Raw genomic sequence first — 23,552 nt, 5'->3', positions numbered from 1 at the left:
CTCCTTCCTGTTAAAATCGATCCATCTGCTCCTGTGTCGCGAGCGCAGGATAGTTGTAATCGTCGTTGCTCATTTCTGCATACATGTCATTGACAGTCCCGATAGTGAGCAGGTCGAGCTCCGAGATGGAAAGCCCGATCTGCACACACCGGAGTAAAAAGAGCGGGGTTGTCATTTCCCGCTCTGTCGGATGATGTTTTTTTTAGATTCCACCTGCTGTTCCACATTGAGTCCCCACAGCTCGATGATCTGAGGCAGGATTTCATAAATGGAGAAGGTGTTGAACTGGTCGAGCCAGTCCTCCGGAGTATCCGGGACATCAGGATTCTGATGCTTTGCCATCAGCCATGCGATATTCTCAAAAAGCTCCAGACTGAAAGTGTCCAGATTGGAGCTTTCTGCGTCGCTTTCATCGATGCCTTTCTGCAGCTCGTTTAAATCCTTGTAAATATCCCTGTGGAACTTATTTCTGTAAAGGCGAGGAATAGCGGCTGAGGCGCGGAACTGCACCTCTTTGCCGTCAACTTCGATTGTTTTTGTTACTGCCATATCGCGCCTCCTTATTCACCGCTACTTACTGAAGCACTCGGCTCATATACAGAGCTGTACCAAGCGTCGTAAACAGCACTTGTAGTGTTCGTACCAGTTTTGACCTTCACAATGCCGGAAGGGAGCGGAGAAGCTGTGATGGAGAGCGTCTCAGTCTGCACCTCGGTAGAGTCCTCCTTGGTGCTGCCGGTGACGGAAGGACGGGTCGCGCTGCAGTAATACATGCAGTGACGGATCTTTCTCTGGTCGCCGGAAAACTCAAAGAGCAGCGCAAAATGCTCCGGCTCTACATCCTTGTTCTCAACAATGACGCCGTTTGCATCCTCAGTCTCGTGCATGACATCCGTAAGAAAGCTCTCCGGGATCAGCGCCAGTTCAAAGTCGCCGGAATAGCCGTTGTTGTTTGAAACCATGTAATATACGGAGTCGTCCGCATAGAATGGATCATTATCTCCCTCAGCATCCAGCGAAAGGGATACGGCACCGGGCATTGCTACGGGTGTACCAAAGGTGACAGTGCCGTCAGCGGCAAGCGTAGCAATGGCGTAGTGGCAGTTTTTAAGGCCGAACTTGACCTTGTTACTCGTGTTAGGCATAGTTTTTAACCTCCTATGATCTGTGTTTGATATAAGACCTCGTACAACTTCTCCGACTCGATCCATACCTCAGATTTCTCATAAGGCAGGTCGTGGGCGATTAAGATGTCCTCGATCTGGGTTTCTGTTTCCGGGTCTTTTACGTCCGTGTATAATTCGATGTTCAGTTCATCAATTTTTTTGAACACGGTGTCATCCGCGAACATATTGTCAGAGCCCGGATAAAGAAAAACGAGGAAGGGTGGGTCTGGTGACTCGCCTTCGGCAAAATGGTCGTAGGCAAGCGGCAGACCGGCTTCCTCTAACATGGTGATTACATCGTCGTATGTCATGATCCACCTCCCAGCTTCTGCCTGATGGTATTGACGAGCTTTTCGTTTCCGCGCTCCTCGGCTGAGGCGATATGAGGCTGTGCCGGAACACGTCCGCCGCCTCGTTTCACATGTCCATGCTCCAGAAGGTGTGCCAGCTGATAGCGGTTCCTCGAATGCACTACAAGGTCAATGCTCTGTGAATCCTCATGCATATTCTTGACTGACCAGCTTTTCTTGTATTTACCGGTATCAACCGGAGCGCCTGCCTGAATATCCTTACGGACGGAAGCAGCAGTTTCTTTCACAGCGGCCTTCATGTCATCTGTGGCGAGCTTTGAATATTTTTCGAGTTCCTCCATAATGGCGTCGCCCATCTCGTTTATTGATACATTTCTACTCATGCGTTCTTCTCCAGCTTGCAGTTGAACTTCAGGCTGTTATGCTTATAGCCCATCGGATTCACATAGGTGATGTTGTAGGTGCGGCCTTCCGCGATGATCCGGTATTTTGTCGATTCCACATCCGCAAGCTCAGAGCAGTAGCGGCAGGTGAAGTCCAGCGATTCCTCCGGATTGATGACTACACCGGAAGATTCGGAACCGGAGCTCGTGCCGACAGTCGCCCAGCAGGAAAAATAATCCGCCCAGCCGGTTTTGTGGTTTCCGTATTTGTCGACGATGACCGTATTTTTCTGGAAAGTGACGCGCACCCTCATAGCTGCTATATTCATGAAAACGCTCCTTCCCGTATTGCAAAAAGAAGTGAGCGTAGTGTCATGGTAAGAGCATGGTGGTCGGCTTCCTCCCTGTGCTCAAAGAGATAGGCACAGGTATAGAGGATAGCGACCTTCATGGTTTCCCGGATTGCAGACAGCTCCGCTTCGGTATATTCATCAGAAGAAGCAGCATCGGAGTCGATCACTTCCCACTGATCATCCGTAAGTCTTGCAATATCAATACATAAGCGAATTGCGGAGGCCAAGAGGATACCGACCGTGGCATCCTCATCCGACGAATCTACGCGCAGATAGGCCTTCGCATCTTCAGTTGAAATCAAAGCCACGGTCGTTCACCTCCTTGCCTTAAGAACCGGAAGTTGCCTTCATGTCAAGAATCTTGATGCCTTCGGAAAGGATCAGCTTGCCGTCAACACGTTCCGTGCAGGTAAAGCCGACCTGACCGTTGGTAGCGTAAAGCTCGTTGAGGCGCTTGATTGTGCGACCGGCTCTATCAGCGATCCAGTAGCAGGAGAAGTCGCCGAATGCGATGGCTCTTGCACCTGCGGCCATTGTAGGTACCTTCGGAGAGGTGTAGAGCGGATAGCCAAGCAGTCTATCAGGCTCTCCGGCAGTAAGAGCAGGCTGCCATACATAGACGCCGTTCAGATCCTTGAGCTTTCTGATAGCTGCGACAGTGGCATCATTCATGAGAAACTTCGCCTTGCTGCGATACGGTGCCTTGAGAGAGTACACAAGGCTGATCAGCTCATCGGCGGTAATTGCCGTAGCGGAAGCTGCGGTTACGCCGGAAGGAGCACCACCAGCAGCAGAAGGAATGAACAGGCCAGTAGGTCTGTCGATAGCCGTCTGGCCGGTCTGCACAGCACCGTTGATGAAGGCATCTTCTTCAGCTTCACCGAAGGCGCGACCGAATTCCTCAGAGATGTAGCCTTCGATATCAAAGAAGCTGTCGGAAAGCAGCTCGTCGGACACCTTGATGAGGTCAGTCAGTTTGAAGGCATCAATGCTGGTCTGCGCGAAGGTCGGATTGCTCTCGGTGTAGGCACCGTTCTCGGCAGTCCACGCCGCCTGCGTGTGGCCATTTGCCACAGGGATCTTGCGTTCGTTCTGTGTGGTGATGACCTTGCAGCCGATAGTACGCATGATGTTGTTTTCATTGAGCGCCTGAACAAGGGTGTGCTCGAATTCAATCGGAACAAGGTATCCGCCGTTTGCATCGGTTCCTTCCTCAAGTACATCGCGGATTGCGGGATTGCCGGGATGACGGATGTTGTCCCAGAAGGCCTTTTTATAGGCTGCAGAAGCTCTGCCGGGCTTATCCTCCGGTTCATCCTTTACACCGGGCTTTCCGGTGAGCGGAGTAGATGTCGGTGCGCTCATCATCTTGTCGATCTGCTCCTGACGCTGTAGACGCTCGATATCCTTGGTGAGGTCGGTGACTTCCTTTTCCATCTTGTCGTAGGTTGTGGCATCCTCCGCAGAAACCATGCCGCCGTTCTGAGAGTGGCTATTAAGAAACGCCTTAGCGGCCTCCCATGCCTTCGCTCTCTTGTCCATGAGTTCCATAATCTGAGTCATAATAAAAATCCTCCTTTAGTGTGCGAGAAGCGAAAGGCGCTTCTCAAGATCGGTTACTGGTACCATGTGTTTATTTGCTTCCGGCTTTTTCTTTGGAATCAGGCGGGAAAGCAGCGAATCGGTGACGGCCTTGCGGGAGAAAAGCATCTCTGCGTCAGCCGTATCCTTCGGGACGGATTTTTCTCCATCCCTGAACAGAATCTCGTCAGCAAAGCCGAGCTTCACGGCTTCCTTGGCGTTCATCCATGTCTCGGCATCCATGAGCTGTGAAATCTTGTGACGGGAGAGCCCGGATTTGATTTCGTAGGCGTTCATAATGGATTCCTTGACTTCGTTTAACATGTCGATGGCTTTCTGCATTTCCTCGGTATCACCGATGGCGATGGTCGCAGGGTTGTGTACCATCATCATGGCCACAGGACTCATGCAGACCTTTGTTCCGGCCATAGCGATAACCGATGCTGCCGAAGCAGCAAGAGCATCAATCTTGACCGTCACATCATGTGGGTAATCCATCAGCATGTTGTAGATCTGTGCAGCAGCAAAAACATCACCGCCCGGAGAGTTGATCCAGAGGGTGATGTTTCCATCGCCTGCATGCAGTTCATCACTAAATAGCTTGGGTGTTACTTCGTCGCCGAACCACGTTTCATCGGAAATTTCCCCGTCGAGGTAGAGCGTTCGGTCGGAGCCAAAGCTGTCTGGCTCCTCGTTTCGCACCCAGTTCCAAAACTTTCTGGTCATAGTGCCTCCTTCTTTCTGAACCGGGTGCGCCCGTCTTCGGGTTCCGGTTCGGTTTGTGTTTCCTTCGTTTCATCAGCTTCCTCCTGCGTCTGTGCTGAGGCCGCAAAAATACCTGCGTCCTTGAGCTTGGTCATATTGCCATTGATCAGGTACAGGTCGCCGCCTTCCTCCTCTGGAATACGGTCGAGGTTTTCAAGCTCCCTGATATCGTTAGCGGACATCCAGCCATTTTGGCGTCCGACCGCATAGCCGTTCATGCGGCTCTGGTAGTCGCCTCTGAGCAGACCGTCCACGTTGAATTTGAAGAAGTAGTTTTTCTTTTCATCCGGAGAGAGCAGGGCTCTCTGCATGGACTGTTCCCAGCGGCATACCCACGGGTCGAGCGTGTATTTCACGAATTCCAGCGACTGTTGCTCGATATTTGAGAAGCTCGATTTCTCAAGGTCGCCGATCATGTGAGGCGGGATGCGGAAGATACGTGCGATTTCATTGATCTGGAATTTCCTCGTCTCCAAAAACTGCGCCTGTTCCGGTGAGATGGAGATAGGCGTATATTTCATGCCTTCCTCCAGCACAGCCACCTTGTTTGCATTAGAGCTGCCGCCGAAAGCAGAGTTCCAGCTTTCTCTTACACGCTCCGGATCTTTTACCACACCGGGATGTTCCAAGATGCCGCCGGGAGTCGCGCCGTTTGCAAAAAACTTAGCGCCGTATTCTTCGCAGGCTATTGCCATGCCGATGGCATTTTTAGCCATTGCAATCGGGCTGTAGCCCACAAGGCCGTCAAAGCCAAGACCGGGAACGTGCAGCACGTCGGACGGCTGAAGTCTTACACGGCTTCCATTCATCGTGTGCGCCTCATCCTGTGATGTTTGGTATTCGTAATAAAGCTCACCGTTTTCATCGCGGTTGACCGTCATACGATTTGGCATCAGAGGATAGAGTGCGACTACTTCGCCTTTGCCGTTCCGAATGATCTGCGCGTAGGCGTTTCCCCACAGGAGTAGGTGCGTCATCAATGTTTCCCGGAATACAAAGGATGTCATTTCCGGATTTGGCTCATCGTGAAGCAGGAAGTATAGCGGGTGATTTATCGCTTTTTCCTTGCTGCCGCCTTCGCCGTATCGATAGAGGTGAATCGGCAGTCCTGCAATCGCCTCGGACAGAATCCTCACGCAGGAGTAGACCGCCGTCATCTGCATGGCGGAGCGCTCCGTTACAGCCTTGCCGGAGGTCGTGCCGCCGAAGAAGAAGCGGTAGGAGCTTCCGGTTGTTGAATTGGTAGGCTTATCTCTTGAACGAAACAGTCCTGAAAAAATGCTCATATTGATCACCTGCCTTTCAGATAAATAAAATGCCTCTGTCGTCATAGACAGAAGCACCGTTGTCATTGCCGCAGCGGATCGCACGGTCAAGCGCCATGATGGTGGCGATAGCACCGTCGATCTTCTCTGTAGATTTTTCCTTGTCAGCCTTGATATTTCCGGCTGGGTCAGTACGGATGAAGATGTTATCCATATTCCAGCGGAGCACCGAGTGGCCGCCGTGAGCGAGCTTTTGCTCAAGTGTCAGCTTCATGAGTCCCTTTGTGGGCGGGCTCATATCCTTAAAGCCCTGTCCGAAGGGCACGACAGTAAAGCCCATGTTCTCCAAGTTCTGAACCATCTGGACTGCTCCCCAGCGATCGAATGCGATTTCGCGGATATTGAAGCGCTCGCCGAGGCGTTCGATGAATTTCTCGATATAGCCATAATGGATGACATTGCCCTCGGTGGTCTGCAGCACGCCTTCCTTCTCCCAAGTGTCGTAGGGTACATGATCGCGCCTCACGCGAAGATCCAGCGTATCCTCTGGCACCCAGAAGTACGGGAGGATCACATACTTGTCGTCTTCATCCCGTGGCGGGAACACCAGCACAAAGGATGTAATATCCGTAGTGGAGGACAGGTCAAGACCGCCATAGCAGACACGTCCTTCGAGGTCATCCTCATTGACCGGAAAGGCGCAGGCGTCCCATTTATCCATTGGCATCCAGCGGACAGCCTGCTTTACCCATTGATTAAGGCGCAGCTGCCTGAAGGAATTCTCTTCACCGGGGTTTTGCTTTGCCGATTCGCAGGCCGCTTCTACCTTGTCAATGCCGACCGTGATACCGAGAGAGGGATTTGCCTTTTTCCACACCTCCGGATCAGTCCAGTCCTCATCAGGTTCCGCGCCGTAAATGACCGGATAAAAGGTTGGATCGAACTTCCTGCCGTCGAGGATGTCCTGCGCTTTCTGGTGGACTTCATAGCAGATGGTGTTTGTGTCATTCCCTGCAGTGGTAATCAGGAAATACAGCGGCTGCATTCTGGCATCACCGGAGCCCTTTGTCATTACATCAAAGAGTTTCCGGTTTGGCTGGGTGTGCAGCTCATCAAATACCACGCCGTGGATATTAAAGCCGTGCTTACTGTAGGCCTCAGCGGAGAGCACCTGATAGAAGCTGTTGGTAGGCTCATAGATGATCCGTTTCTGGGAGGCCAGTATTTTGACGCGACGATTAAGTGCCGGACACATCCTCACCATATCCGCAGCAACATCAAAAACGATGGTGGCCTGCTGTCTATCGGCAGCGCAGCCGTAGACTTCGGCGCGTTCCTCACCGTCACCGCAGCAAAGGAGCAGGGCGACAGCAGCGGCCAGCTCTGACTTTCCCATTTTCTTAGGAATTTCGATATAGGCCGTATTGAACTGACGGTAACCGTTCGGCTTCAGGACACCGAACAGGTCGCGGATGATCCTTTCCTGCCAGTCGATGAGCTCGAAGGGTTTTCCTGCCCACGTGCCTTTGGTGTGGGTGAGCTGCTCGATGAACATCACAGCGAAGTCCGCCATCTGCTTGCTGTAGTGAGAAGTCTCTGCCATGAAGCGGGTCGGCTTATAGTTTTTCAGTTTTCGCATTGGCACGGTGGCCGCCTCCTTTCAGAGCAAAATAAAAGACCGCCATAGCGATCTGGTATCAGTACGAGAGAAAGAGCCTTCTGGCTCAGTCTCCCGGAATATTCATATTCGGGTTTAATGCTTAGTTGTGGTTCTCCAGCAGGATGCAAAGCGCCATCTCTGCTTCCTTACAGGTGGGATGAATGTCCCAGCCTCTGTCGTAGTTGCAAACGGTCTCGCCGTCAATCTTGATCATGAGCTTGCTGATCCTGCCGCCGTTGATGCCGTAAGTTTCGCTTGGCACATCGTAGTGCTTTACCCAGTAGTGGCACTTGGTATATTTTTCCTTGTCCTTGGCATCCGGGATGCCGATAACTCCTTCGCTCCACATTTCCTTACGCCTCCCTTACCGTCATCTTGAAGGCCGGGATGAGGGCGTGCTCGTCGCTTCCGAAGCGGGTGTAGCGCTCCTTGACCTTTACAATTCCGTCCAGCGTGCAGCCGAGCTCCTCAAACTTTGCAATGGTCTCGATGAGACTTGAGAAGGTGGAGCTGATGGTGAATTCCTTTACTCCGAGCTTCCGGCAATCTGCAAGGATCGCTTCGATGTCGTAATCCCAGATGACTTCGGCGAAGTTCGGCAGGTCGTTTCCGGCTTCCTTGCTGTAAAGGTAGGCCTGTCCCAGCGTCCAATGGCATCCGATCTCTTCCCAGCGCATTCCGGGTTTCGCGTTTTCTATGGCTTCGATTGTGTACTTCATGGTGGTTCCTCCTTGTTGTTGTTTTCCCTTTTGGTATGTACATATATCACTCTGAACGCCTGTAATAGCAAGCTATTTATCGAAATATATGTGACAATCCTGCAGGAAGTTTTGAGGCCTAAATTGTGTAGTTTATGCCTCGCCGGTCAGAATGAAATTCACGTATTCTTTCCGGTGATCCTCAAGGTATAAAACCAGCTCGTAGAAGTCTCTCTCGTAGGCCAGACGCTGCACCATGTTTACATCGACCATATTGGTAAGACCAGTGTCCCGGATGGCAAGAATCTGTTCCTTTACCTTTTCATCCATATCAGTCCACCACCTTCCGCACACGGTCGATGCCGTAGATGACATTCAGGCCGGAGCAGTTGTCCCAGTTCACCATGAGGCTGCCGGTATCGTCGACTCCCGTAACGGTTCCCTTGGTGCCGATAGGCGGAGCCTGCACATCGTCCATCTGGAGAAGCTCCACGCGGGTGCCTGCCGGGTAGCGGGAGCGGAGCGCTTCAAGCTGCTCTTTCGTGATCATTCGCATGCTGCCACCTCCTTTTCCGGTGCGCCGTTCTTCCAGCTGGAGTTGCCGGAGAGATTCTTAAGGAGAATCTTGCGCTCTGCCTTATATTCGTTTCCGATGAAGCCAAGCCGCAGGAGGAAGCAGCGGAATGCGTACTTCTCGTTGTCGACTTCCTTTTCAGTGGCGCTGATACGCTTCAAATCCCGGCTCATTTTGCCAAGGGCGGCAATGAAGTGGGTGTAGGCCTTGACCTCGTCCGGCTCAGGCATCTCAGTAAACCAAGGGAAGCTGACCGCATCCTCCGTGACCTCAATGCCAAGGTCGTCAATGCCGAGTGCCTTTTTGATGAGGCTCTCCTTGGCGGTGAGGAGGTTGGTGAGATTTCCGACTGCCACCTTGTCGAGCGGGAGGCTGACTGTAAGGCCGGTGGCTTCATCGTAGCTTTCGACCTCTTCGGTATCCTCCGGTGTGAAGCCATCCGCGATCAGGCTGTGGATGATGCGTTCCAGCTTGTCTGCGTCCTCGCAGGTTACGCCGCCTTCTTTGTCGACCGTGATGTCGCCGATCTCGTAAGCGCAGGTCGGCATACGCATGTAGATCGCCTTATCGCCGGTGAGGTTTTCGATGGCTGCGACCAATGCTTTTCTGTCGTTTCCGGTTACGTTGTAATTTGCTTTCATGAGTGTGTTCCTCCTTTGTGAATTAAGGTTTTAAGCTGTGCCTTTCGGCATGTATATACATCACTCTGAAAGCCTTATTTATCAAGCATTTTTCGACATTTTCTAAGGTAGAAAATCGCCGAAGAATCCGGGCAGAAATTGTGTATTATACACCCGCCGTCGGAGAGGTCTCGACTTCCTTTGCCAGAGCGGAATAGAAGAGCTTTTCGCCGTTCCTTATTACATATACATTTTCCTCATCGCCGGTATCCTCCACGTAACGGCGAAGGATGACAGAGGCGTATTTCGGATCGAGCTCCATCATGTAACAGACGCGGTTCAGCTGCTCGCAGGCCATCAGTGTGGAACCGGAGCCGCCGAAGGTATCAATAACTACAGAATTTTCCTGAGAGGAGTTCTGGATGGGATAGCCCAGAAGATCCAGCGGCTTGCTGGTCGGGTGATCCTTATTGCGCTTTGGTTTATCGTAGTTCCAGATGGTGGTCTGCTTGCGGTCGGAATACCACGGGTGCTTGCCGTTTTGCAAAAAACCATAGAGCACAGGTTCATGCTGCCATTGATAATCGGATCGACCGAGCACGAGGCTGTTCTTTACCCAGATACACACACCGGCGAGATGGAAACCTGCGTCAATGAATGCCTTTCGGAAAGTGAGCCCTTCAGTATCCGCGTGGAAGCAGTAAGCGGCTCCGCCTTTTTCGAGGTGGTCAGCCATGTTCTTAAACGCTGCCAGCAGGAACTTGTAAAATTCCTCGCCCTTGAGAGAGTCGTTCTTGATCGTAAGACCATCCGAGGCTTTGAAGGATACGCCGTAGGGCGGATCGGTCAGAACAAGGTTTGCATTCTTGCCGTCCATGAGCTTTTCCACATCTTCCGGAGAGGTGGCATCTCCACACATGACTCTATGCTTGCCAACCGTCCAGATGTCGCCGGGCTCTACGAAGGAAGCTTTCTCAAGGGCAGCGGTGAGGTCAAAATCATCATCGGCGATGTCCTTTTCGCTTCCGGTGCCGAGCAGTTTATCCAGCTCACCGGCATCAAAGCCGAGGAGAGATAGGTCAAAGGACTGATCCTGCAGATCAGACAATTCGACCGACAGCATTTCCTCATCCCAGCCTGCGTTGAGCGCCAGCTGATTATCCGCAAGGATATACGCACGCTTTTGTGCTTCCGTCAGGTTTTCTGCAAAGACGCAGGGCACGGTTTCATATCCTTCCTCGCGGGCAGCCGTAATGCGACCGTGGCCGACGAGGATGTTATAGTCCGCATCAATGACAGCAGGACTCACAAAGCCGAACTCCCTGAGAGAAGCCCGGAGCTGTGCGATCTGCTCCTTGCTATGTGTCCGGGCATTCCGGGCGTAGGGCACCAGTTTATCAATAGGTACCTGTTCTAATTTCTGTGTGTTCATTTACATATTCCTCCTGCTTCGAAGCAGCTGCTCCATCACGCTGTCCTGCGGACTACCTTCAAATGGCTCGGTGCAGTTTTGCTTCACAATGTCGTAAATCTCATACCAGAGCAGGTTGGCCTGCTTCTGAAAATTCATCAAAAGCTGTGTGAATGGGCTCGCAATTGCAGCGCCGGTGGTCGGGTGCTTTCCGAGCATGCCGTATTTGCTGACAGCTTCGGAGCACTGGATATACCGGGCAAAGGCCTCAGAGTAGCTTTCAAGCAGGCGCTTGTTTACCAGCCTCTCGCAGCCGCGCTCCTTGAGCCACAGCCATGTTTCCTTATAGATTTCATCTGCACCGAGGGGCTTACCGTCCTTCTGAAGAGCAGAGAGGTAATCATCCGGGCTTGGCATATCCATGCCTTCCAGCTCCACGCCGTCACCGATGTCGTCAACATCGAAGTCGGTCATGTCGTCAGTGAAGTCCGGCAGCTCCATACGCTTTGCAGGTGCGCCTTTCATAATTTTGTCGGCGAGGGCGTCCGGCTTGGAGCCAGCTTTGACACGCCGCCCGCCGCGATAGGTTCCGTCTTTCGCCATGTCGATCACTTCCATTTCTGTGGTGCAGGGTTTAATACCCTGTTTGAATTGCAATTTTTGCGTAAAAGACCCCGCGCCGTTTTCCGGGGAAAAGGGTCGTAGAGATTTTGACCGCCCTACCGGTCGCCGCGCTCGCGGTGAATCTTCTCGTGACACGAACGACAAAGACTCATAAGGTTGGACTCGTCATTCGATCCTCCCTCAGCAAGCGGCACGATGTGGTGGACTTCCTCGACCGCGACGTAGCGTCCTTCCTTTAAGCACTGCTCACAAAGCGGGTGCTTATGAACGTAGCGGTCACGGATTCGTTTCCATGCTCTGCCGTAGCGCTTGCCGGGAGAGTAGCCGCGCTGGAACTTCTCGTAGTGCTGTTCCATGATCTTGGCGTGCTCCTCACAATAAACGCCGTCCGTAAGATGTGGGCAGCCGGGATAGCGGCACGGTCGTTGTGGTTTTCTTGGCATAAGCCGTGCCTCCTTTCAGGGCATAAAGAAAGCCCTGCAGGGTGTTCCCGCAAGGCTCGTGTGCTGCGCGTGCAGCTGTTTCTTTATTCTTTTCGCTGATTATATACTATCATAAAGGGCGGGTGGACATCTCAGGACAAAGCAGGACATTTCGGGCGCATTTCAAATGATAATCGGATCATCCGGAAGTGTTACATGAAGGAGCGCCTTGCCGTGCCAGCGACGAATGGTGCGGGCATCTGCACAGAGCTCCATTCCGATCTGCTCCCATGTATAGTTATGGATGTACCGATACTTGAGTACCATGCGCTCGTCGGTATCAGGGACTGCCTCAATGACCTCCCGTATCTGTTTCTTAAGGTCTGATAGCATTTCCAGCTCACCGGCGATTTTCTTTTCCAGAGTCCACAGCTTCTCAAGCGTTCGGACAAAGGGTGCTTCCGTATTTCGGGAAGTCTGCACGCGGTCTTTATCATATTGGATAGCCGACACACTTCCCGCCATCTCACGTAGGTTTTGCGCTTCCATCGTGTCGGACTTGATTCTCTGATCAAGGCGGTAGGCCTGATGGAGATATTCTTTTACTGTCATAAGGACTTCGCCTCCTCTCGTAGTTTTTGTATGAGATACTCGCCGTCTACACTCGTCAGTGCTTTGTACCAGCCGGAGCGGAAGAACAGTTCACATTCCATTGCATCCGACATAGCGGCTTGATTACCGGGTTTCTTTTTCAGGCGCTTCAGGGCGTCCCGGTAATCCTTCACTGCCTGCAGCACGATGGCATTGGCGAGATTTTCATAAGGATCGGTCATCACACCACCTCAAGATCAGCCTTGACCGCGTCAATCAGTGCGGTCTGCGTCATCTCTTTCTTAGATAGCGCCTTTACGATCCTTTCGTCGATGGTGCCCTTGGAAATAATGTGCTGGATCACCACAGTGCCGGATTCTTGACCTTGCCGCCAGAGACGGGCGTTGGTCTGCTGATATAATTCCAGCGACCATGTGAGACCGAACCATACAAGGGTGGAGCCTCCTGCCTGAAGGTTCAAACCGTGACCGGCAGAGGCCGGATGGATGACTGCTACAGGAATCTTTCCCGCATTCCAGTCAGCAATATCTCGGCTGGTCTTGATCTCCCGGACATTGAAGCGGTTCTTGATGCGGCTAAGGTCATGCCGGAACCAGTAGGCCACAAGAAGCGGTTTTTCATTGGCGGCCTCGATAATATCCTCCAAAGCGTCCAGCTTCCGGTCGTGGAACTCGATGACCTCACCGGTATCGGCATATATGGCACCATTTGCGAGCTGTGAGAGCTTGCCTGTAAGCGATGCGGCATTGGCAGCAGTCACCTCGCCGTCGGGGAGCTGCAATATGAGCTCTTGTTTCAAATCTTCATAACGGCTGCGCTCAGAGTCGGAAAGCTGCACTTCATATTCCGTTGAAACCAGCTCCGGCATCTTCAGATGGTCGGTAGATTTCATGGAAATCGTGATATCCGAGATCCTCCGATAGATGGCGTCCTCCGCATAGGGCAGCGGTTTATAGGAGTAGATGATCTCGCCGTTTCTCTTGTCCGGCATGAAGTAATTTGTCCGGTACTGCGTGATAAAGCGTCCGAGGCGCTCGCCCATATCCAGCACTTTAAACTCCGCCCACAGATCCATGAGTCCGTTGGAGGAAGGAGTGCCGGTCAGGCCGATAATCCGGTGAATCCGTGGCCGTACCTTCATCAGAGACTTGAAACGCTTGGATTTATGATTTTTGAAGGACGACAGCTCATCAATAATCACCATATCGAAGTCAAAGGGAAAGCCGGACTCGTCAATGAGCCACTGCAGGTTCTCACGGTTGATGATCGTAATATCTGCTCCATGCATGAGGGCGGCTTTTCGCTCCTTCGGTGTCCCGACTGCGACCGCATAGGTTAGACCTCTTAGGTGCTCCCATTTCTGGATTTCTGCTGGCCATGTATCGCGGGCGACTCTTAAGGGAGCCACCACTAAAACGCGATGCACTTCGAAGCTGTCAAACAACAGGTCATATACTGCTGTCAGACTGATGATCGTCTTGCCAAGTCCCATATCTAAAAGGACTGCAGCCACGGGATGCTTTTCGATGTAGCGGATGGCATAAGCCTGATAATCATGTGGATTGAAGTTCATCGATCATCCCTCCAATCTGTTCCGGATCGTCAATGACGTATACCCGGTAGCCAAGCTCCCGCAGCAGCCTGTGGCGTGAGAGCTGGAGAGGGCGTGGCTTTTTGCCGGGTGCCTTCAGCTCTGCGAAACCGATATGGCCGTCAGGGAGTAAGATCAGTCGGTCGGGCATTCCTGCGAAAGAGGGACACACCAGCTTAAGGGCAATGCCGCCGTTCTTTTTCACCGCCATAGTTAACTTGTTTTCTATCTGTTTTTCTATCATTGCAAACCTCCGTCAGGCGTTAATTTCAGGGGATGTGCAAGGTGTATCAATGGTATTTACCAAACTTTTTCTTAGAGCTATTTTTTTAGGCCTAAGAGAGTTTTTATATAAGACCTTGATACACCTTGTCATAGTCCCGGATCACTGCAGAAAATCTTCCTCTGCACCGCTGTCCTCATGAATCTTTAAGCCCTTGAAATAGCGCTTCCGATTCAGTGTCAGCCGCTCGAATCCGGCTTTCTCCAGCGCAAAGTAAAAATCTGCCGTGCTGCGCACATACTCATTGCAGTCCAGCGGGTAGTTGCGGTATGCCTGATAGAGCGCCGAGGAGCTTTCCTTAAAGGACTCATCCACATCGCACTTCTCGTCCAGAAAATGCCCGAACCAGTCGTTCTGGCTGCGATATTCATCGATGGCCTTTGTCACGCAGTCCGGTACCGGAATCTGGTAGTCCAGCGCGATGACTTTTTTGGCACCTTCGATGATCCATGCCAGAATGCTTTCACCGGCATTTTCATACAGGTACTCGCCGTAATTCTTGATGTCGGCCTTGCCCTCGATCTTGGCATTAAATGGGATAACGATAAGCCTGCGCCAGATACCGTCATCGGAAGCGGAGACGCGAGGCAGGTGGTTCGTATACAGCACCAGCGTATGGCAGGGCTTGAAGGAAAACGGGTCTTTATACTTTTTCTCCGCAAACACATCATCCGTAGAGCAGAGCTGCTTGACGGTAGAGTCGTTGAGCCTTGCACCTTCCTGCATTTCCGCAGCAATCAGCAGGCGCTTGCCTTTGACCTCAGCCATTTCCGGCTTGATGTTCCTGCGGCAGCCGACGGTCAGGGTATCTGCGGATATATTTCCGCTGTAGAGTCCAAGCACGCGGGAGATGGCATTCCAGAAGGTGGATTTGCCGTTCCGGCCATCGCCGTATGCAATGATGAGTGCCTCCACAAAAACCTTCCCGATTGCAGCAAGGCCGCAGATCATTTGCACATAGTCGATAAGCTGCTGATCCTTCTGAAAAATCAGATCCAGATTATCCTGCCAGAGCTGCGCTCCTTTACTGCCGGGTGACACGGACGTGATTTTTGTAATAAAGTCATCAGCAGAGTGCTCGCGGGCTCCGGCGATACCTTTACGAAGGTCGTAGGTCGCCTCCGGTGTGCAGAGCAGGAAGCAGTCTGCGTCCAAGTCTCTCGGCGAGATTTCCAGCATCGGGTGCGTCTCTTTGAGGGTAGATGTAATGTTTTTGGAGTCGCGTCTACGGACGGCAAAGCTCTGGTAGGCCTTGGCGGCAAGGAACTCCTGATAGGCCTCCATCTGTTCGTCGCTCATCAGCTGTTCAGCCTTGGCCTTGGATGTGTTATCAAGGATTTCCTGTGCTCCGCAATTTTTGAGCTTCTGCAGAGCCTCCATCAAATTTCGACTGGCTTCTGCGAGCTGCCTGCGGGTGAGTTCATGAGCGACGGCCTGTGCGCCGGGTTCTGTTTCCTGCCAGTAGTGATCGCTGTATCGGATAAAGTGGGTGGCCGGTGAGTAACGCAGCTCGTTTGCAAAATACTTCGAGAGCACCTCTGCCTGCCCGACGTCGGAAAAGTCCTCCGGCTTATAGCTGTTCTCGTCGTTATAAACTTCCGGAGGGACATATCCGTCCTCTCGGCTGATCTTGGAATAAAAACGCTGGGCACTGTGCCAGATTGTATTAAGCTCGCTGTTATCCAGAGGTGGCACACATGTTGCGGCCTTTTCAAGAAAGCTCTGGTAGGCTTTTTCTGTATCGCCGTATTTCTTTATGACGATACCGGCAAAACGGGACATGGTAGCGTTACGGCTTCCTTCCGGTATCACGACGTCTTTTTCATGCCCGCCGGGCAGGTCTGCATCGAACTCGTCGTCATTCAAAAATTCCGTGAGGTTCATGCGACCGGGATAGAGCTCCACATTCGGCTCCTGTGTTCCGAAGAAGAAGCGAGCAGCATCCAGAGCCTTCGTATCAAAATACGGAAATATGGAATTGACCAGCTTCTTCATATCGCTATAGAGGGCGGCATCTGTCACCCGGTCGATGGGAAAGAGCACATGGAACTTTGGCCTTGCCGGTTTGCCGTTTTTCTCGCGCTGATTAAAACGGCTGTAATGGATGGCGAGGCTTACTCCCGGAAATGCCTCCAGCACGTCTGCCGGTGTGATCCAGTCTTTCGGATCTTCTGAATGGTCGTTATCACAGTCAACGGGGAGGCAGTCAGCGGAGAGAAAGTTGTCGCTGTTGCGGTAGTGGTTTTTGTACTCCGCACACACATAGTCGTGACCGACTGCGTCTCTCATGCTGTCCGCGTCCATGACAACGGTCTTATGCGGATAGGAGCAGTTTCCGGGATTGCCGATAAAATCGGCGCTATACAGGGTAAACATCAGTCGTACACCTCCTCCGATTCTTCCTCCAGCACCTTCGTGATAAATTTTAGGGCGCGGATCATGGTTTCCAGTTCGCAGTCGCCGCCAAGGGTAACTTCAAAACCGTTGCAGCCGAATCTGTCCATTAAAGGCGTGACATGGATATCTGTGCTGGCTTCATCGGAAATGCGGAAATAAGTGCGTCCGCCGTGGCCGGTGTCGCCACCTTTGTAGCCGGTTGTCCCGGCTTCGACCTGCAGAATATTGGCACTTACCACATCACGGGTGTAGGTGGTGATCTCCGTGCCATCGAAAAGCTCTCTGCGATTTTCTTTAATTTCATACATAGCGTTAAACCTCCTGACATTCTTCTGTGAAATAGCGCAAGTGATAGCCCTTCCACTTGGCGCGTTTGATTTCTGCTTCCATACCGGATGAGATGCGGCTACCGAATACCCAGACCTCAGCGCACTTGCTCATGAGGGCATTTCCGAAGAAAAGACCAAGCTCACGTTCATCCGGATTGTTATCATCAAGGAACTGCGGAAATAGCAAATGCGGTGCGATAGGGATATATCCCTTGTCCACGGCAAAGCGGCTGTAGCGTCTGGCATTAGCTACATTTGTCTCCACGTCTCCGGAAAACGGAGAGCAGATGTAGACGATAGGCCGGAAAGCACGAAGGGACTGCTTTTCATTTGCAGCAATCCGGGAGAGTGCTTCACCTGCGGTTGGGTCAGGATAGCCTTCGCTGTTGCGATAATCGTTGCTCACTGGGGAGTCCTCCTTTCCGGGCAGACTTAAAGGCGTCCACCTCCAATTTCCACTGGAGATGAACGCCTGATTTGAGCGAACGATTTTTAATCTTTTTTGTAGAAGGGCGTGGTGTAACCGTCGGCGCGGAGCTTCAGGCCTTTTGCCCACGGCGGAGTCCTGCCCATCTGTTCACAGAGAACGTCAAGGGACATGCGAGGGTCTGCTTCGATGACCAGTTCGTCGTGGATATGCATGACAATGGAACAGCAGCGCAGCGTCTTCATGGCATAGCAGAGGATGTCGCGAGAGGTTGCCTGCACGATGTTTTCCACGAATTTCGGCCCGTATGAGTCGAGCCGTTCCCATTTTTTCGTGCTGCCGATGCCTTCATAGGTGATACACTCGCCTCCGAATTTATTCGTACCGACCTTTGGCTTCACATAGGCGAGGTTCCGTCCGGAGGGCAGCGTAATAAAGAGCATCCCGGAGCGGCAGGAGAAGGTAAGCCCGTAGCTGCTGGTTGTGTGTTTATACTTCACAGCCTCCATGACAGCGCGGTCGACATCCCACCAGAATTTTACGATGTTTGGATTTGTCTGCCGCCATGCATCCACCAGCGGAGGAAGCTCATCTTCGGAAAGTCCCATCTCTATAGCGCCCATTGCCTTTAAGGCACCGACCGAGCCGCCGTAGCCGAGCGCGAGTTCCGCAATTTTGCCCTTTTGACGCAGATGGCCGTTAATGCCATGCTTCTCAACCGGAACATGGAACATCTGACTGGCACTGGCGCAGTAGATGTCACCACCTGTTTCAAAGACCTTTTGACGCCACGTCTCACCGGCATACCACGCGATGACTCTTGCTTCGATGGCGCTGAAGTCGGAAACATAAAACTGCGTACCGTCTTTCGGGATGAACGCTGTCCGGATTAGTTGAGAGAGGGTGTCCGGGACATCCTCATATAAGAGCTTCACGGCATCAAAGTCACCGGATTTTACAAGAGCGCGTGCGTCAGCCAGATCCGGGAGATGATTTTGCGGGAGGTTTTGTAATTGTATAAGCCTGCCTGCCCAGCGTCCGGTACGATTGGCTCCGTAAAATGCGAACATGCCGCGAGCTCTACCGTCATCACAGACCGCACGCTCCATCGTCTGATATTTCTTAACGGAGGATTTGGCAAGCTGCTGTCGGAGCTCCAGAACGGTCTGAAGTTCTGGAGGAGCGGTTTTGATTAGTTCTGCCACGACTTTCTTTCCAAGGCTGTCAGTTTCGAGTCCGTTATCAGAGAGCCACTGTTTCATTTGCTGGACGGAGTTTGGATTATCAAGTGCTGTCATATCTTTCATAGCGGCAGTCAGTTCTGACCGGGAGCGGGTGTCCATTTCGATGGCTTCCTTTACCAGATCCATGTCGAGCCGGACACCTCTGTCGTTGATTTCCTGATCGATATGGTATTCATCCCAGACCTCCTCCGGCACAGGAAATTTGGCAAGACGATCCTTGATGCCGATCTCGGTTTCTACATCGCGGATGTTATATTTTTTGAAGGCGTCCCACTTGTCCGGCGCATGGAAAGGGTGGTTCCTCGTGCGACCGCTGTTTGCTTTCGTCGGAGCGCAGGGCACGGAGAAGTATTTGATCAGGTCTTTTCCCTCCGTGAGTTTCTGTTTTTCAAGACCGAGGACGGCACCGACGCCTTCCAGAGAAAGCGGTAGTCCCATTGTGGCCGCCCAGACCATAGAGCAGCGCCAGCTTTCCGGGTTTAAGAAACGTGCGCATTCGGTCGAGAGAGGGTGGTTTTCATGGAAGGGGTCAAGGCTTACTCCAAGATCACGGAGATATCGGGATAAGCACACCCGTTCAAAATTTGCATTGAAAGCCCATTTGATGACAGAATCATCAGTCAGGGCTTCTATGATTTCATGCGGCAGGCGTTCTCCCTGTGCAAGGTCGATGACCGTCACCTCGGAGCCGTCGGAGCTGTAGCCGAATAACAGTATCTCAAAGTCCGGTGACTCGGCATATTTATATACGCCGCACTTTGACAGGTTTACGTCGCTGTAGGTTTCGATATCAATACTGAGTGTTTGCATAGATTTTCACCTCAATTCAAACAAGCGGCTTAAGATTGCTCCTAAGCCGCCTGCCGGTACTGGATTATTTCAGGGATTCCATACGCTTGATATGGTATTCGTCGTCCTGCGCGGCCTTTTTCTCCTCACGTTTCTCACGCTTGAAGTCGTTGATCACCGTCTGGATGGCGACCACTGCCCAAGACAGGACTACGATGCAGAAGCACCCGATCAGAATGTTGCAGAGAAGGGATGAAATCATAACTGTGCTTTCCATTGTTTTGCGCTCCTTTCCTTAGTTGAGAAAATCTTCATCGTCGTCAGTGGCAAAGTCGGACTCAGCGCTTGCCTTGCCGCCGAGAGGCTCACCGTCGCGGATCTTCTGCAGGTTGTTGAGCCCGCAGGCGATTCCCTTGTTGCCGGAAGAGTTGAAAGCATAAAACGTGATGCTGGCTCTGCCATACACACCGCTGTACACTTCGGAGCGGGTGAGAATCGGATTCAGGTCTGCGTCCACGATGCCGGGTGCAGAGGTTGCATTGGCGTTGACGAAGTAGGCATTCTTGTAGGCCTCGTCGTCCGGACGCTCTGCATCGCCGTCACGCAGAGGAGTCTTCAAAACAGAGAGCGCCGGTACGGACTTGCCGTTGCCCTTGAGCTTGGCCTCGCCCTCCTTGTAGGCAGCCTCGATAGCAGCCTGAATCTTGGCGATGGTCTTGGTGTCGGACTTAGGGATGATGAGGCTCACGCTGTACTTGGGAGTGCCGCCGTTGATGGACTTCGGCTCCCAGACGTTTGCGTAGCTCCAGCGTGTGTCGACACCGGTGATAACCTTCATGGGATTGCTGATTTTTACATTCTTACTCATTGTCGTTTTCCTCCATAAAATCATTTTTTGCTGTATTCATGGCCGGGCGCTTGTCGCTATCCGGCACAAGTGTGGGTTTGCCCTGCGGCTTTTCAATGTAAGCCGTTAGGAGTTCATCAAAGCGGGACTTGCCGAGGAGCTTCTGCATGGCGGTGATGCCGAGCAGCTTTTTCTCATACGGGTCAAAGCCTGCTTTCTCGACCGCATCAATGACGGCGGCCTCGTTGCTGTATCTGCGGTTGCTGCGTCCTTCGACGAGCTTAAAGCCAGTCCATTCCTTACCGGAGAGAGCTTGCTGCAGGGCGTATTCCTTGATATCGGAAGCCCAGCTAACCAGCTCATCTACCTTGCCGAGGATAACCTCGATCTCGGTATCCGTAAGCAGTGGCGGGAGTTTGAAATCATGCTGCGCGAGCTTAAGATTTGCCTCGGCTCTGGCGCGGCACTCATTCTTAGCCTTGCAGAAGCCGCACCATTCACCGCACAGGAAGTTCCCGTCACCGGCAAAAGCCAAATCTGCGGTGGGCTTTAAGACTTCATCCGCCCAGCGGTACAAGTCGTCCTTGCTGATTTCGTAGGTGCTGACGTTCTGACGCCTCGGTTGGTAAATAGTCATGGAAACCTGTTCGATGTCGTAAATGTCATCGAAAAGCTCCAAAGCGCCGAGAGCGTAACACTGCATCTGCGGATTCTCCTCTGCAGAGACCAAGACGCCTAAGCCGTGCTTGTAGTCGATCACTCGGAGCGTACCGTCCGCAATGATGATGCAGTCGGCGGTTCCGAAGCCTTGTTCTACCCAGCGGGAGAAGTCCACACGCTGCTCGATAAGAACTACCGGGTCGGTGCAGGTTTCCTTGGCGGCTTCGACCTGTTCCAGCACATATTCGGCATAGCCGCTGGTGCAGTCCTCCATCTCCTCGGAATACCACTTGAGGCTGTCGGTCGGATCGTCGACAGGCATACCGAGTGCGGTCTTGAGTTTGTACTCGCCAAGCGCATGTGCATCGGTGCCTTCTGCAGCGTAGTCTGATCCTTTGTCCTCATAGGTTTCGCAGAGCCTCGCCTCGCCTGGCCTTCTGCCAAAAGGCGAGGGCATCGTGGATCAGCTGGCCGCCCACGGATACAAGACTGCCGATTTGGATTATTGTCTGCTGACACACATGGACATCGATCATGCCGGCGGGATCGGTGAAGTCAAAGAGGCCGGACATATTCTATGCAGCGCTGCCGAATGGCAAGCCGCAAATAAACACAATCCCCGATATCTTCGAAGGCTGTGGCGCGATGTGAACATCGAGACCTTTGCCGATGAACCGTTTGATCTGTTTCAAGACGGCACGATCATCGCATTTCCGATGCACGGGCACTCTGCCGGCATGACAGCGATCCGGGTCGGTTCAAAGGATCGTTATCTGATCATTGCTGGGGATGCCGGGTACGGCAGACCTTCATGGCAGAGACAAGTTCTGCCAGGTGTAGAATGGAATCGGAAAGAAACCAAACAGTCACTAAAAAAATTGCGTGCTCTTGCGCTGGATCCGCATTGTGAGGCTATTTTGATGACCCATGATCCAGAAAATACCAAACCGACATTTGAATTCTAAAGGAGGACATCACAATGGATTTCATAGAAGCAATGAAACAAAGACATTCTGTCAGAAAATTTACGAATCAACCATTGGCTGCAGACGCTGTCTCAGTGCTGCAGAAAGAGACTGATCGAGTCAACGAGGAAAGCAGTCTGCATATTCAGCTGATCACCAATGAACCGGATGCATTTGAAGCCGGCAAGCCTTCCTATGGAGATTTTCAAGGCTGCCGCAACTATTTTGCGCTGATCGGTCCCAAAGGAAAAGAAGAAGCAATCGGCTATTACGGCGAACATCTGGTGCTGCTGGCACAGACGCTGGGCATGAATTCTTGCTGGGTGGCAATGACGTATAAGAAAGGTAAATCACACGGCACGATCGCTCCGGGCGAAAAACGGTATATGGTCATTGCGCTGGGGTATGGCCAGACGCAGGGAACGGCGCATAAAGTGAAGACACTGTCCCAGGTCAGTGACTACCAATCCGGCGATCCAGAGTGGTATAAGAACGGTTTGGAAGCTGCTTTACTGGCACCGACGGCCATCAACCAGCAGAAATTTACGTTCAAAAGAAATGGGGAAAAAGTCAGCGTCAAAGCCGGACTGGGTTTCTATACGAAAACAGATCTGGGTATCGTAAAATACCATTTTGAGTTGGGCTCTGGAAAAGATCAAAACATTTGGGCATAACATACAAGCCTCGGAGAAGTCCGAGGCTTTGTATTGATTTGTTTCAATATCATAAAATATAATAAAAATGTATTCTGAAATAGTTTCACTGAATACCTTGTATGAAATAAGCGGATGTTTTAGGATGTACTGTTGACCATCGGAGGATCCATCTTGAAAGAAAACACAAACATTAAAATTTCGATCCGGAAAATCTTGAAACGGATCATTCAATGCTTTGCGTGCTTTTTGATTGTTTCTAGTTTGATCGTTGTTTCGGCGCGGCCGTACCTACCGCACGGATCATATCACGGCTGCCGGCGGGATTGATGAAGGAACGTATGTGAAATTAGGGGGACAGAGACAATATCTTTTAATTCGCGGTCAGGATAAGAACAATCCGATCATCATTTGGCTCCATGGCGGGCCGGCAGGACCGGATGCCTACACGACCTATGTCTTCGAACAACAGCTGACAGATTCTTACACATTTGTCAACTGGGAACAGCGCGGCTGCGGCCGTACCTATTTCAAAAACAAGGATCAGGATCCGCATAACGAGACAGTTTCATTTAAACAGACACAAAAAGATCTGGATGAACTGGTCGATTATCTGTGCAGACGTTTTAACAAGAAAAAAGTTATCATCTTAGGCCATTCGTATGGAACAGATATCGGCCAGCTGCTACATGCTGAAGCACCCGGATAAAGTATTGGCTTATATCGGTGTCGGGCAGGTGGTCTCGGCGGAAGAAGGCGAGACTTGCAGCTATCAAGATGCGCTTCAAAAGGCAGAAGCTGCCGGGGATGATCCATCTGCGATGCAGCGTGCCTACAAGAAATATCTTCGTGATCGAACAACTACGTCTTTATTAGAATGAAGAAATCAAACAAATCCTTATCATCAATCAGAAAAAGAAGG

The 23,552-nt window shown here is 51.9% G+C and carries 33 protein-coding genes; 4 read left to right on the top strand and 29 right to left on the bottom strand.

The genetic code is table 11. The features are described from left to right. Positions 1–171: 171 nt before the first annotated feature. From HNQ47_RS01005 to HNQ47_RS00865, 29 genes are all read right to left on the bottom strand, one after another. On the bottom strand, positions 172–549 hold the full coding sequence (locus HNQ47_RS01005; protein ID WP_099224995.1) for a hypothetical protein: 378 nt from the start codon (positions 547–549) through the stop codon (positions 172–174). Between the two features lie 11 nt (positions 550–560). Further along, entirely contained in the window at positions 561–1,145 is a 585-nt protein-coding gene (locus HNQ47_RS01000; RefSeq protein WP_009242876.1) for a major tail protein, read from the bottom strand. 5 nt (positions 1,146–1,150) lie between these two features. Then, a complete protein-coding gene (locus tag HNQ47_RS00995; protein ID WP_099224999.1) occupies positions 1,151–1,477 on the bottom strand; it encodes a hypothetical protein in 327 nt (108 codons plus the stop codon). Then, on the bottom strand, positions 1,474–1,860 hold the full coding sequence (locus HNQ47_RS00990) for an HK97 gp10 family phage protein (RefSeq protein ID WP_099225001.1): 387 nt from the start codon (positions 1,858–1,860) through the stop codon (positions 1,474–1,476). The genes HNQ47_RS00995 and HNQ47_RS00990 overlap by 4 nt, the downstream gene beginning before the upstream one ends. Beyond that, positions 1,857–2,189: a phage head closure protein gene (locus tag HNQ47_RS00985; protein WP_009242873.1), complete on the bottom strand. Its 333-nt coding sequence runs from the start codon at positions 2,187–2,189 to the stop codon at positions 1,857–1,859. Before HNQ47_RS00985 ends, HNQ47_RS00990 begins: the two co-directional genes overlap by 4 nt. Further along, a complete protein-coding gene (locus HNQ47_RS00980; RefSeq protein WP_009242872.1) occupies positions 2,186–2,521 on the bottom strand; it encodes a head-tail connector protein in 336 nt (111 codons plus the stop codon). Before HNQ47_RS00980 ends, HNQ47_RS00985 begins: the two co-directional genes overlap by 4 nt. Positions 2,522–2,540: 19 nt before the next feature. After that, positions 2,541–3,776 carry a phage major capsid protein gene (locus HNQ47_RS00975; protein WP_183326658.1) on the bottom strand — a complete coding sequence of 412 codons (1,236 nt, stop codon included), beginning with the start codon at positions 3,774–3,776 and terminating at the stop codon, positions 2,541–2,543. A gap of 15 nt (positions 3,777–3,791) precedes the next feature. Next, entirely contained in the window at positions 3,792–4,520 is a 729-nt protein-coding gene (locus HNQ47_RS00970; protein WP_022117865.1) for a head maturation protease, ClpP-related, read from the bottom strand. Next, entirely contained in the window at positions 4,517–5,890 is a 1,374-nt protein-coding gene (locus HNQ47_RS00965; protein ID WP_246345986.1) for a phage portal protein, read from the bottom strand. Before HNQ47_RS00965 ends, HNQ47_RS00970 begins: the two co-directional genes overlap by 4 nt. Next, entirely contained in the window at positions 5,862–7,463 is a 1,602-nt protein-coding gene (locus HNQ47_RS00960) for a terminase large subunit (RefSeq protein ID WP_183326657.1), read from the bottom strand. Before HNQ47_RS00960 ends, HNQ47_RS00965 begins: the two co-directional genes overlap by 29 nt. A gap of 121 nt (positions 7,464–7,584) precedes the next feature. Next, positions 7,585–7,833 (bottom strand): DUF7678 domain-containing protein, encoded by a 249-nt coding sequence (locus tag HNQ47_RS00955; RefSeq protein WP_183326655.1) that lies wholly within the window; start codon positions 7,831–7,833, stop codon positions 7,585–7,587. A 4-nt stretch (positions 7,834–7,837) separates the two neighbouring features. Next, positions 7,838–8,203 (bottom strand): DUF7698 family protein, encoded by a 366-nt coding sequence (locus HNQ47_RS00950; RefSeq protein WP_183326653.1) that lies wholly within the window; start codon positions 8,201–8,203, stop codon positions 7,838–7,840. A gap of 132 nt (positions 8,204–8,335) precedes the next feature. Then, complete coding sequence (locus tag HNQ47_RS00945) at positions 8,336–8,512, bottom strand: DUF5049 domain-containing protein (protein WP_183326651.1); 177 nt, start codon at positions 8,510–8,512, stop codon at positions 8,336–8,338. A gap of 1 nt (position 8,513) precedes the next feature. Further along, positions 8,514–8,738 (bottom strand): DUF4314 domain-containing protein, encoded by a 225-nt coding sequence (locus HNQ47_RS00940; RefSeq protein ID WP_183326649.1) that lies wholly within the window; start codon positions 8,736–8,738, stop codon positions 8,514–8,516. Further along, the gene (locus HNQ47_RS00935) at positions 8,729–9,397 is read right to left on the bottom strand and encodes a virulence protein (protein WP_183326647.1); all 669 of its coding nucleotides are present in this window, start codon (positions 9,395–9,397) and stop codon (positions 8,729–8,731) included. The genes HNQ47_RS00940 and HNQ47_RS00935 overlap by 10 nt, the downstream gene beginning before the upstream one ends. 145 nt (positions 9,398–9,542) lie before the next feature. Next, entirely contained in the window at positions 9,543–10,808 is a 1,266-nt protein-coding gene (locus HNQ47_RS00930) for a site-specific DNA-methyltransferase (protein WP_183326645.1), read from the bottom strand. Next, positions 10,809–11,405, bottom strand: coding sequence for a P27 family phage terminase small subunit (locus tag HNQ47_RS00925; protein ID WP_425486186.1), 597 nt, complete (start codon positions 11,403–11,405; stop codon positions 10,809–10,811). 101 nt (positions 11,406–11,506) lie between these two features. Next, on the bottom strand, positions 11,507–11,854 hold the full coding sequence (locus HNQ47_RS00920) for an HNH endonuclease (protein WP_138337785.1): 348 nt from the start codon (positions 11,852–11,854) through the stop codon (positions 11,507–11,509). A 162-nt stretch (positions 11,855–12,016) separates the two neighbouring features. Continuing rightward, positions 12,017–12,445 (bottom strand): RNA polymerase sigma factor sigma-70 region 4 domain-containing protein, encoded by a 429-nt coding sequence (locus HNQ47_RS00915; RefSeq protein WP_009242859.1) that lies wholly within the window; start codon positions 12,443–12,445, stop codon positions 12,017–12,019. After that, positions 12,442–12,666: a hypothetical protein gene (locus tag HNQ47_RS00910; RefSeq protein ID WP_183326643.1), complete on the bottom strand. Its 225-nt coding sequence runs from the start codon at positions 12,664–12,666 to the stop codon at positions 12,442–12,444. The genes HNQ47_RS00915 and HNQ47_RS00910 overlap by 4 nt, the downstream gene beginning before the upstream one ends. Next, positions 12,666–14,018, bottom strand: a complete 1,353-nt coding sequence (locus HNQ47_RS00905) for a DEAD/DEAH box helicase (protein WP_183326641.1) — start codon at positions 14,016–14,018, stop codon at positions 12,666–12,668. The genes HNQ47_RS00910 and HNQ47_RS00905 overlap by 1 nt, the downstream gene beginning before the upstream one ends. Then, entirely contained in the window at positions 13,999–14,280 is a 282-nt protein-coding gene (locus tag HNQ47_RS00900) for a VRR-NUC domain-containing protein (RefSeq protein ID WP_183326639.1), read from the bottom strand. Before HNQ47_RS00900 ends, HNQ47_RS00905 begins: the two co-directional genes overlap by 20 nt. A gap of 141 nt (positions 14,281–14,421) precedes the next feature. Next, entirely contained in the window at positions 14,422–16,695 is a 2,274-nt protein-coding gene (locus tag HNQ47_RS00895; protein ID WP_183326637.1) for a phage/plasmid primase, P4 family, read from the bottom strand. Further along, positions 16,695–17,024 carry a hypothetical protein gene (locus HNQ47_RS00890; RefSeq protein WP_183326635.1) on the bottom strand — a complete coding sequence of 110 codons (330 nt, stop codon included), beginning with the start codon at positions 17,022–17,024 and terminating at the stop codon, positions 16,695–16,697. The genes HNQ47_RS00895 and HNQ47_RS00890 overlap by 1 nt, the downstream gene beginning before the upstream one ends. Before the next feature lie 4 nt (positions 17,025–17,028). Then, positions 17,029–17,451, bottom strand: coding sequence for a DUF7768 domain-containing protein (locus tag HNQ47_RS00885; protein ID WP_183326633.1), 423 nt, complete (start codon positions 17,449–17,451; stop codon positions 17,029–17,031). Between the two features lie 86 nt (positions 17,452–17,537). Continuing rightward, entirely contained in the window at positions 17,538–19,526 is a 1,989-nt protein-coding gene (locus HNQ47_RS00880) for a DNA polymerase (protein ID WP_183326631.1), read from the bottom strand. Positions 19,527–19,590: 64 nt separating this feature from the next. After that, positions 19,591–19,767 carry a hypothetical protein gene (locus HNQ47_RS00875; RefSeq protein ID WP_246345984.1) on the bottom strand — a complete coding sequence of 59 codons (177 nt, stop codon included), beginning with the start codon at positions 19,765–19,767 and terminating at the stop codon, positions 19,591–19,593. A gap of 33 nt (positions 19,768–19,800) precedes the next feature. Beyond that, positions 19,801–20,373, bottom strand: a complete 573-nt coding sequence (locus HNQ47_RS00870; protein WP_138337770.1) for a DUF2815 family protein — start codon at positions 20,371–20,373, stop codon at positions 19,801–19,803. Continuing rightward, positions 20,366–21,469, bottom strand: a complete 1,104-nt coding sequence (locus HNQ47_RS00865) for a DUF2800 domain-containing protein (protein WP_246345982.1) — start codon at positions 21,467–21,469, stop codon at positions 20,366–20,368. The genes HNQ47_RS00870 and HNQ47_RS00865 overlap by 8 nt, the downstream gene beginning before the upstream one ends. 1 nt (position 21,470) lies before the next feature. On the opposite strand from HNQ47_RS00865, the gene HNQ47_RS00860 reads away from it, so the two are divergent. From HNQ47_RS00860 to HNQ47_RS00845, 4 genes are all read left to right on the top strand, one after another. Next, entirely contained in the window at positions 21,471–21,977 is a 507-nt protein-coding gene (locus HNQ47_RS00860) for an MBL fold metallo-hydrolase (protein ID WP_183326629.1), read from the top strand. Between the two features lie 14 nt (positions 21,978–21,991). Continuing rightward, entirely contained in the window at positions 21,992–22,651 is a 660-nt protein-coding gene (locus HNQ47_RS00855) for a nitroreductase family protein (RefSeq protein ID WP_183326628.1), read from the top strand. Between the two features lie 250 nt (positions 22,652–22,901). Next, positions 22,902–23,339 (top strand): alpha/beta fold hydrolase, encoded by a 438-nt coding sequence (locus HNQ47_RS00850; RefSeq protein WP_183326626.1) that lies wholly within the window; start codon positions 22,902–22,904, stop codon positions 23,337–23,339. Then, the gene (locus tag HNQ47_RS00845; RefSeq protein ID WP_183326624.1) at positions 23,293–23,511 is read left to right on the top strand and encodes a hypothetical protein; all 219 of its coding nucleotides are present in this window, start codon (positions 23,293–23,295) and stop codon (positions 23,509–23,511) included. Before HNQ47_RS00850 ends, HNQ47_RS00845 begins: the two co-directional genes overlap by 47 nt. The last annotated feature ends 41 nt before the right edge of the window (positions 23,512–23,552 follow it).

The organism is Catenisphaera adipataccumulans, assembly GCF_014202755.1.
GTDB classification, from domain to species: domain Bacteria; phylum Bacillota_I; class Bacilli_A; order Erysipelotrichales; family Erysipelotrichaceae; genus Catenisphaera; species Catenisphaera adipataccumulans.
This window is presented reverse-complemented; position numbering and strand designations above follow the sequence as displayed.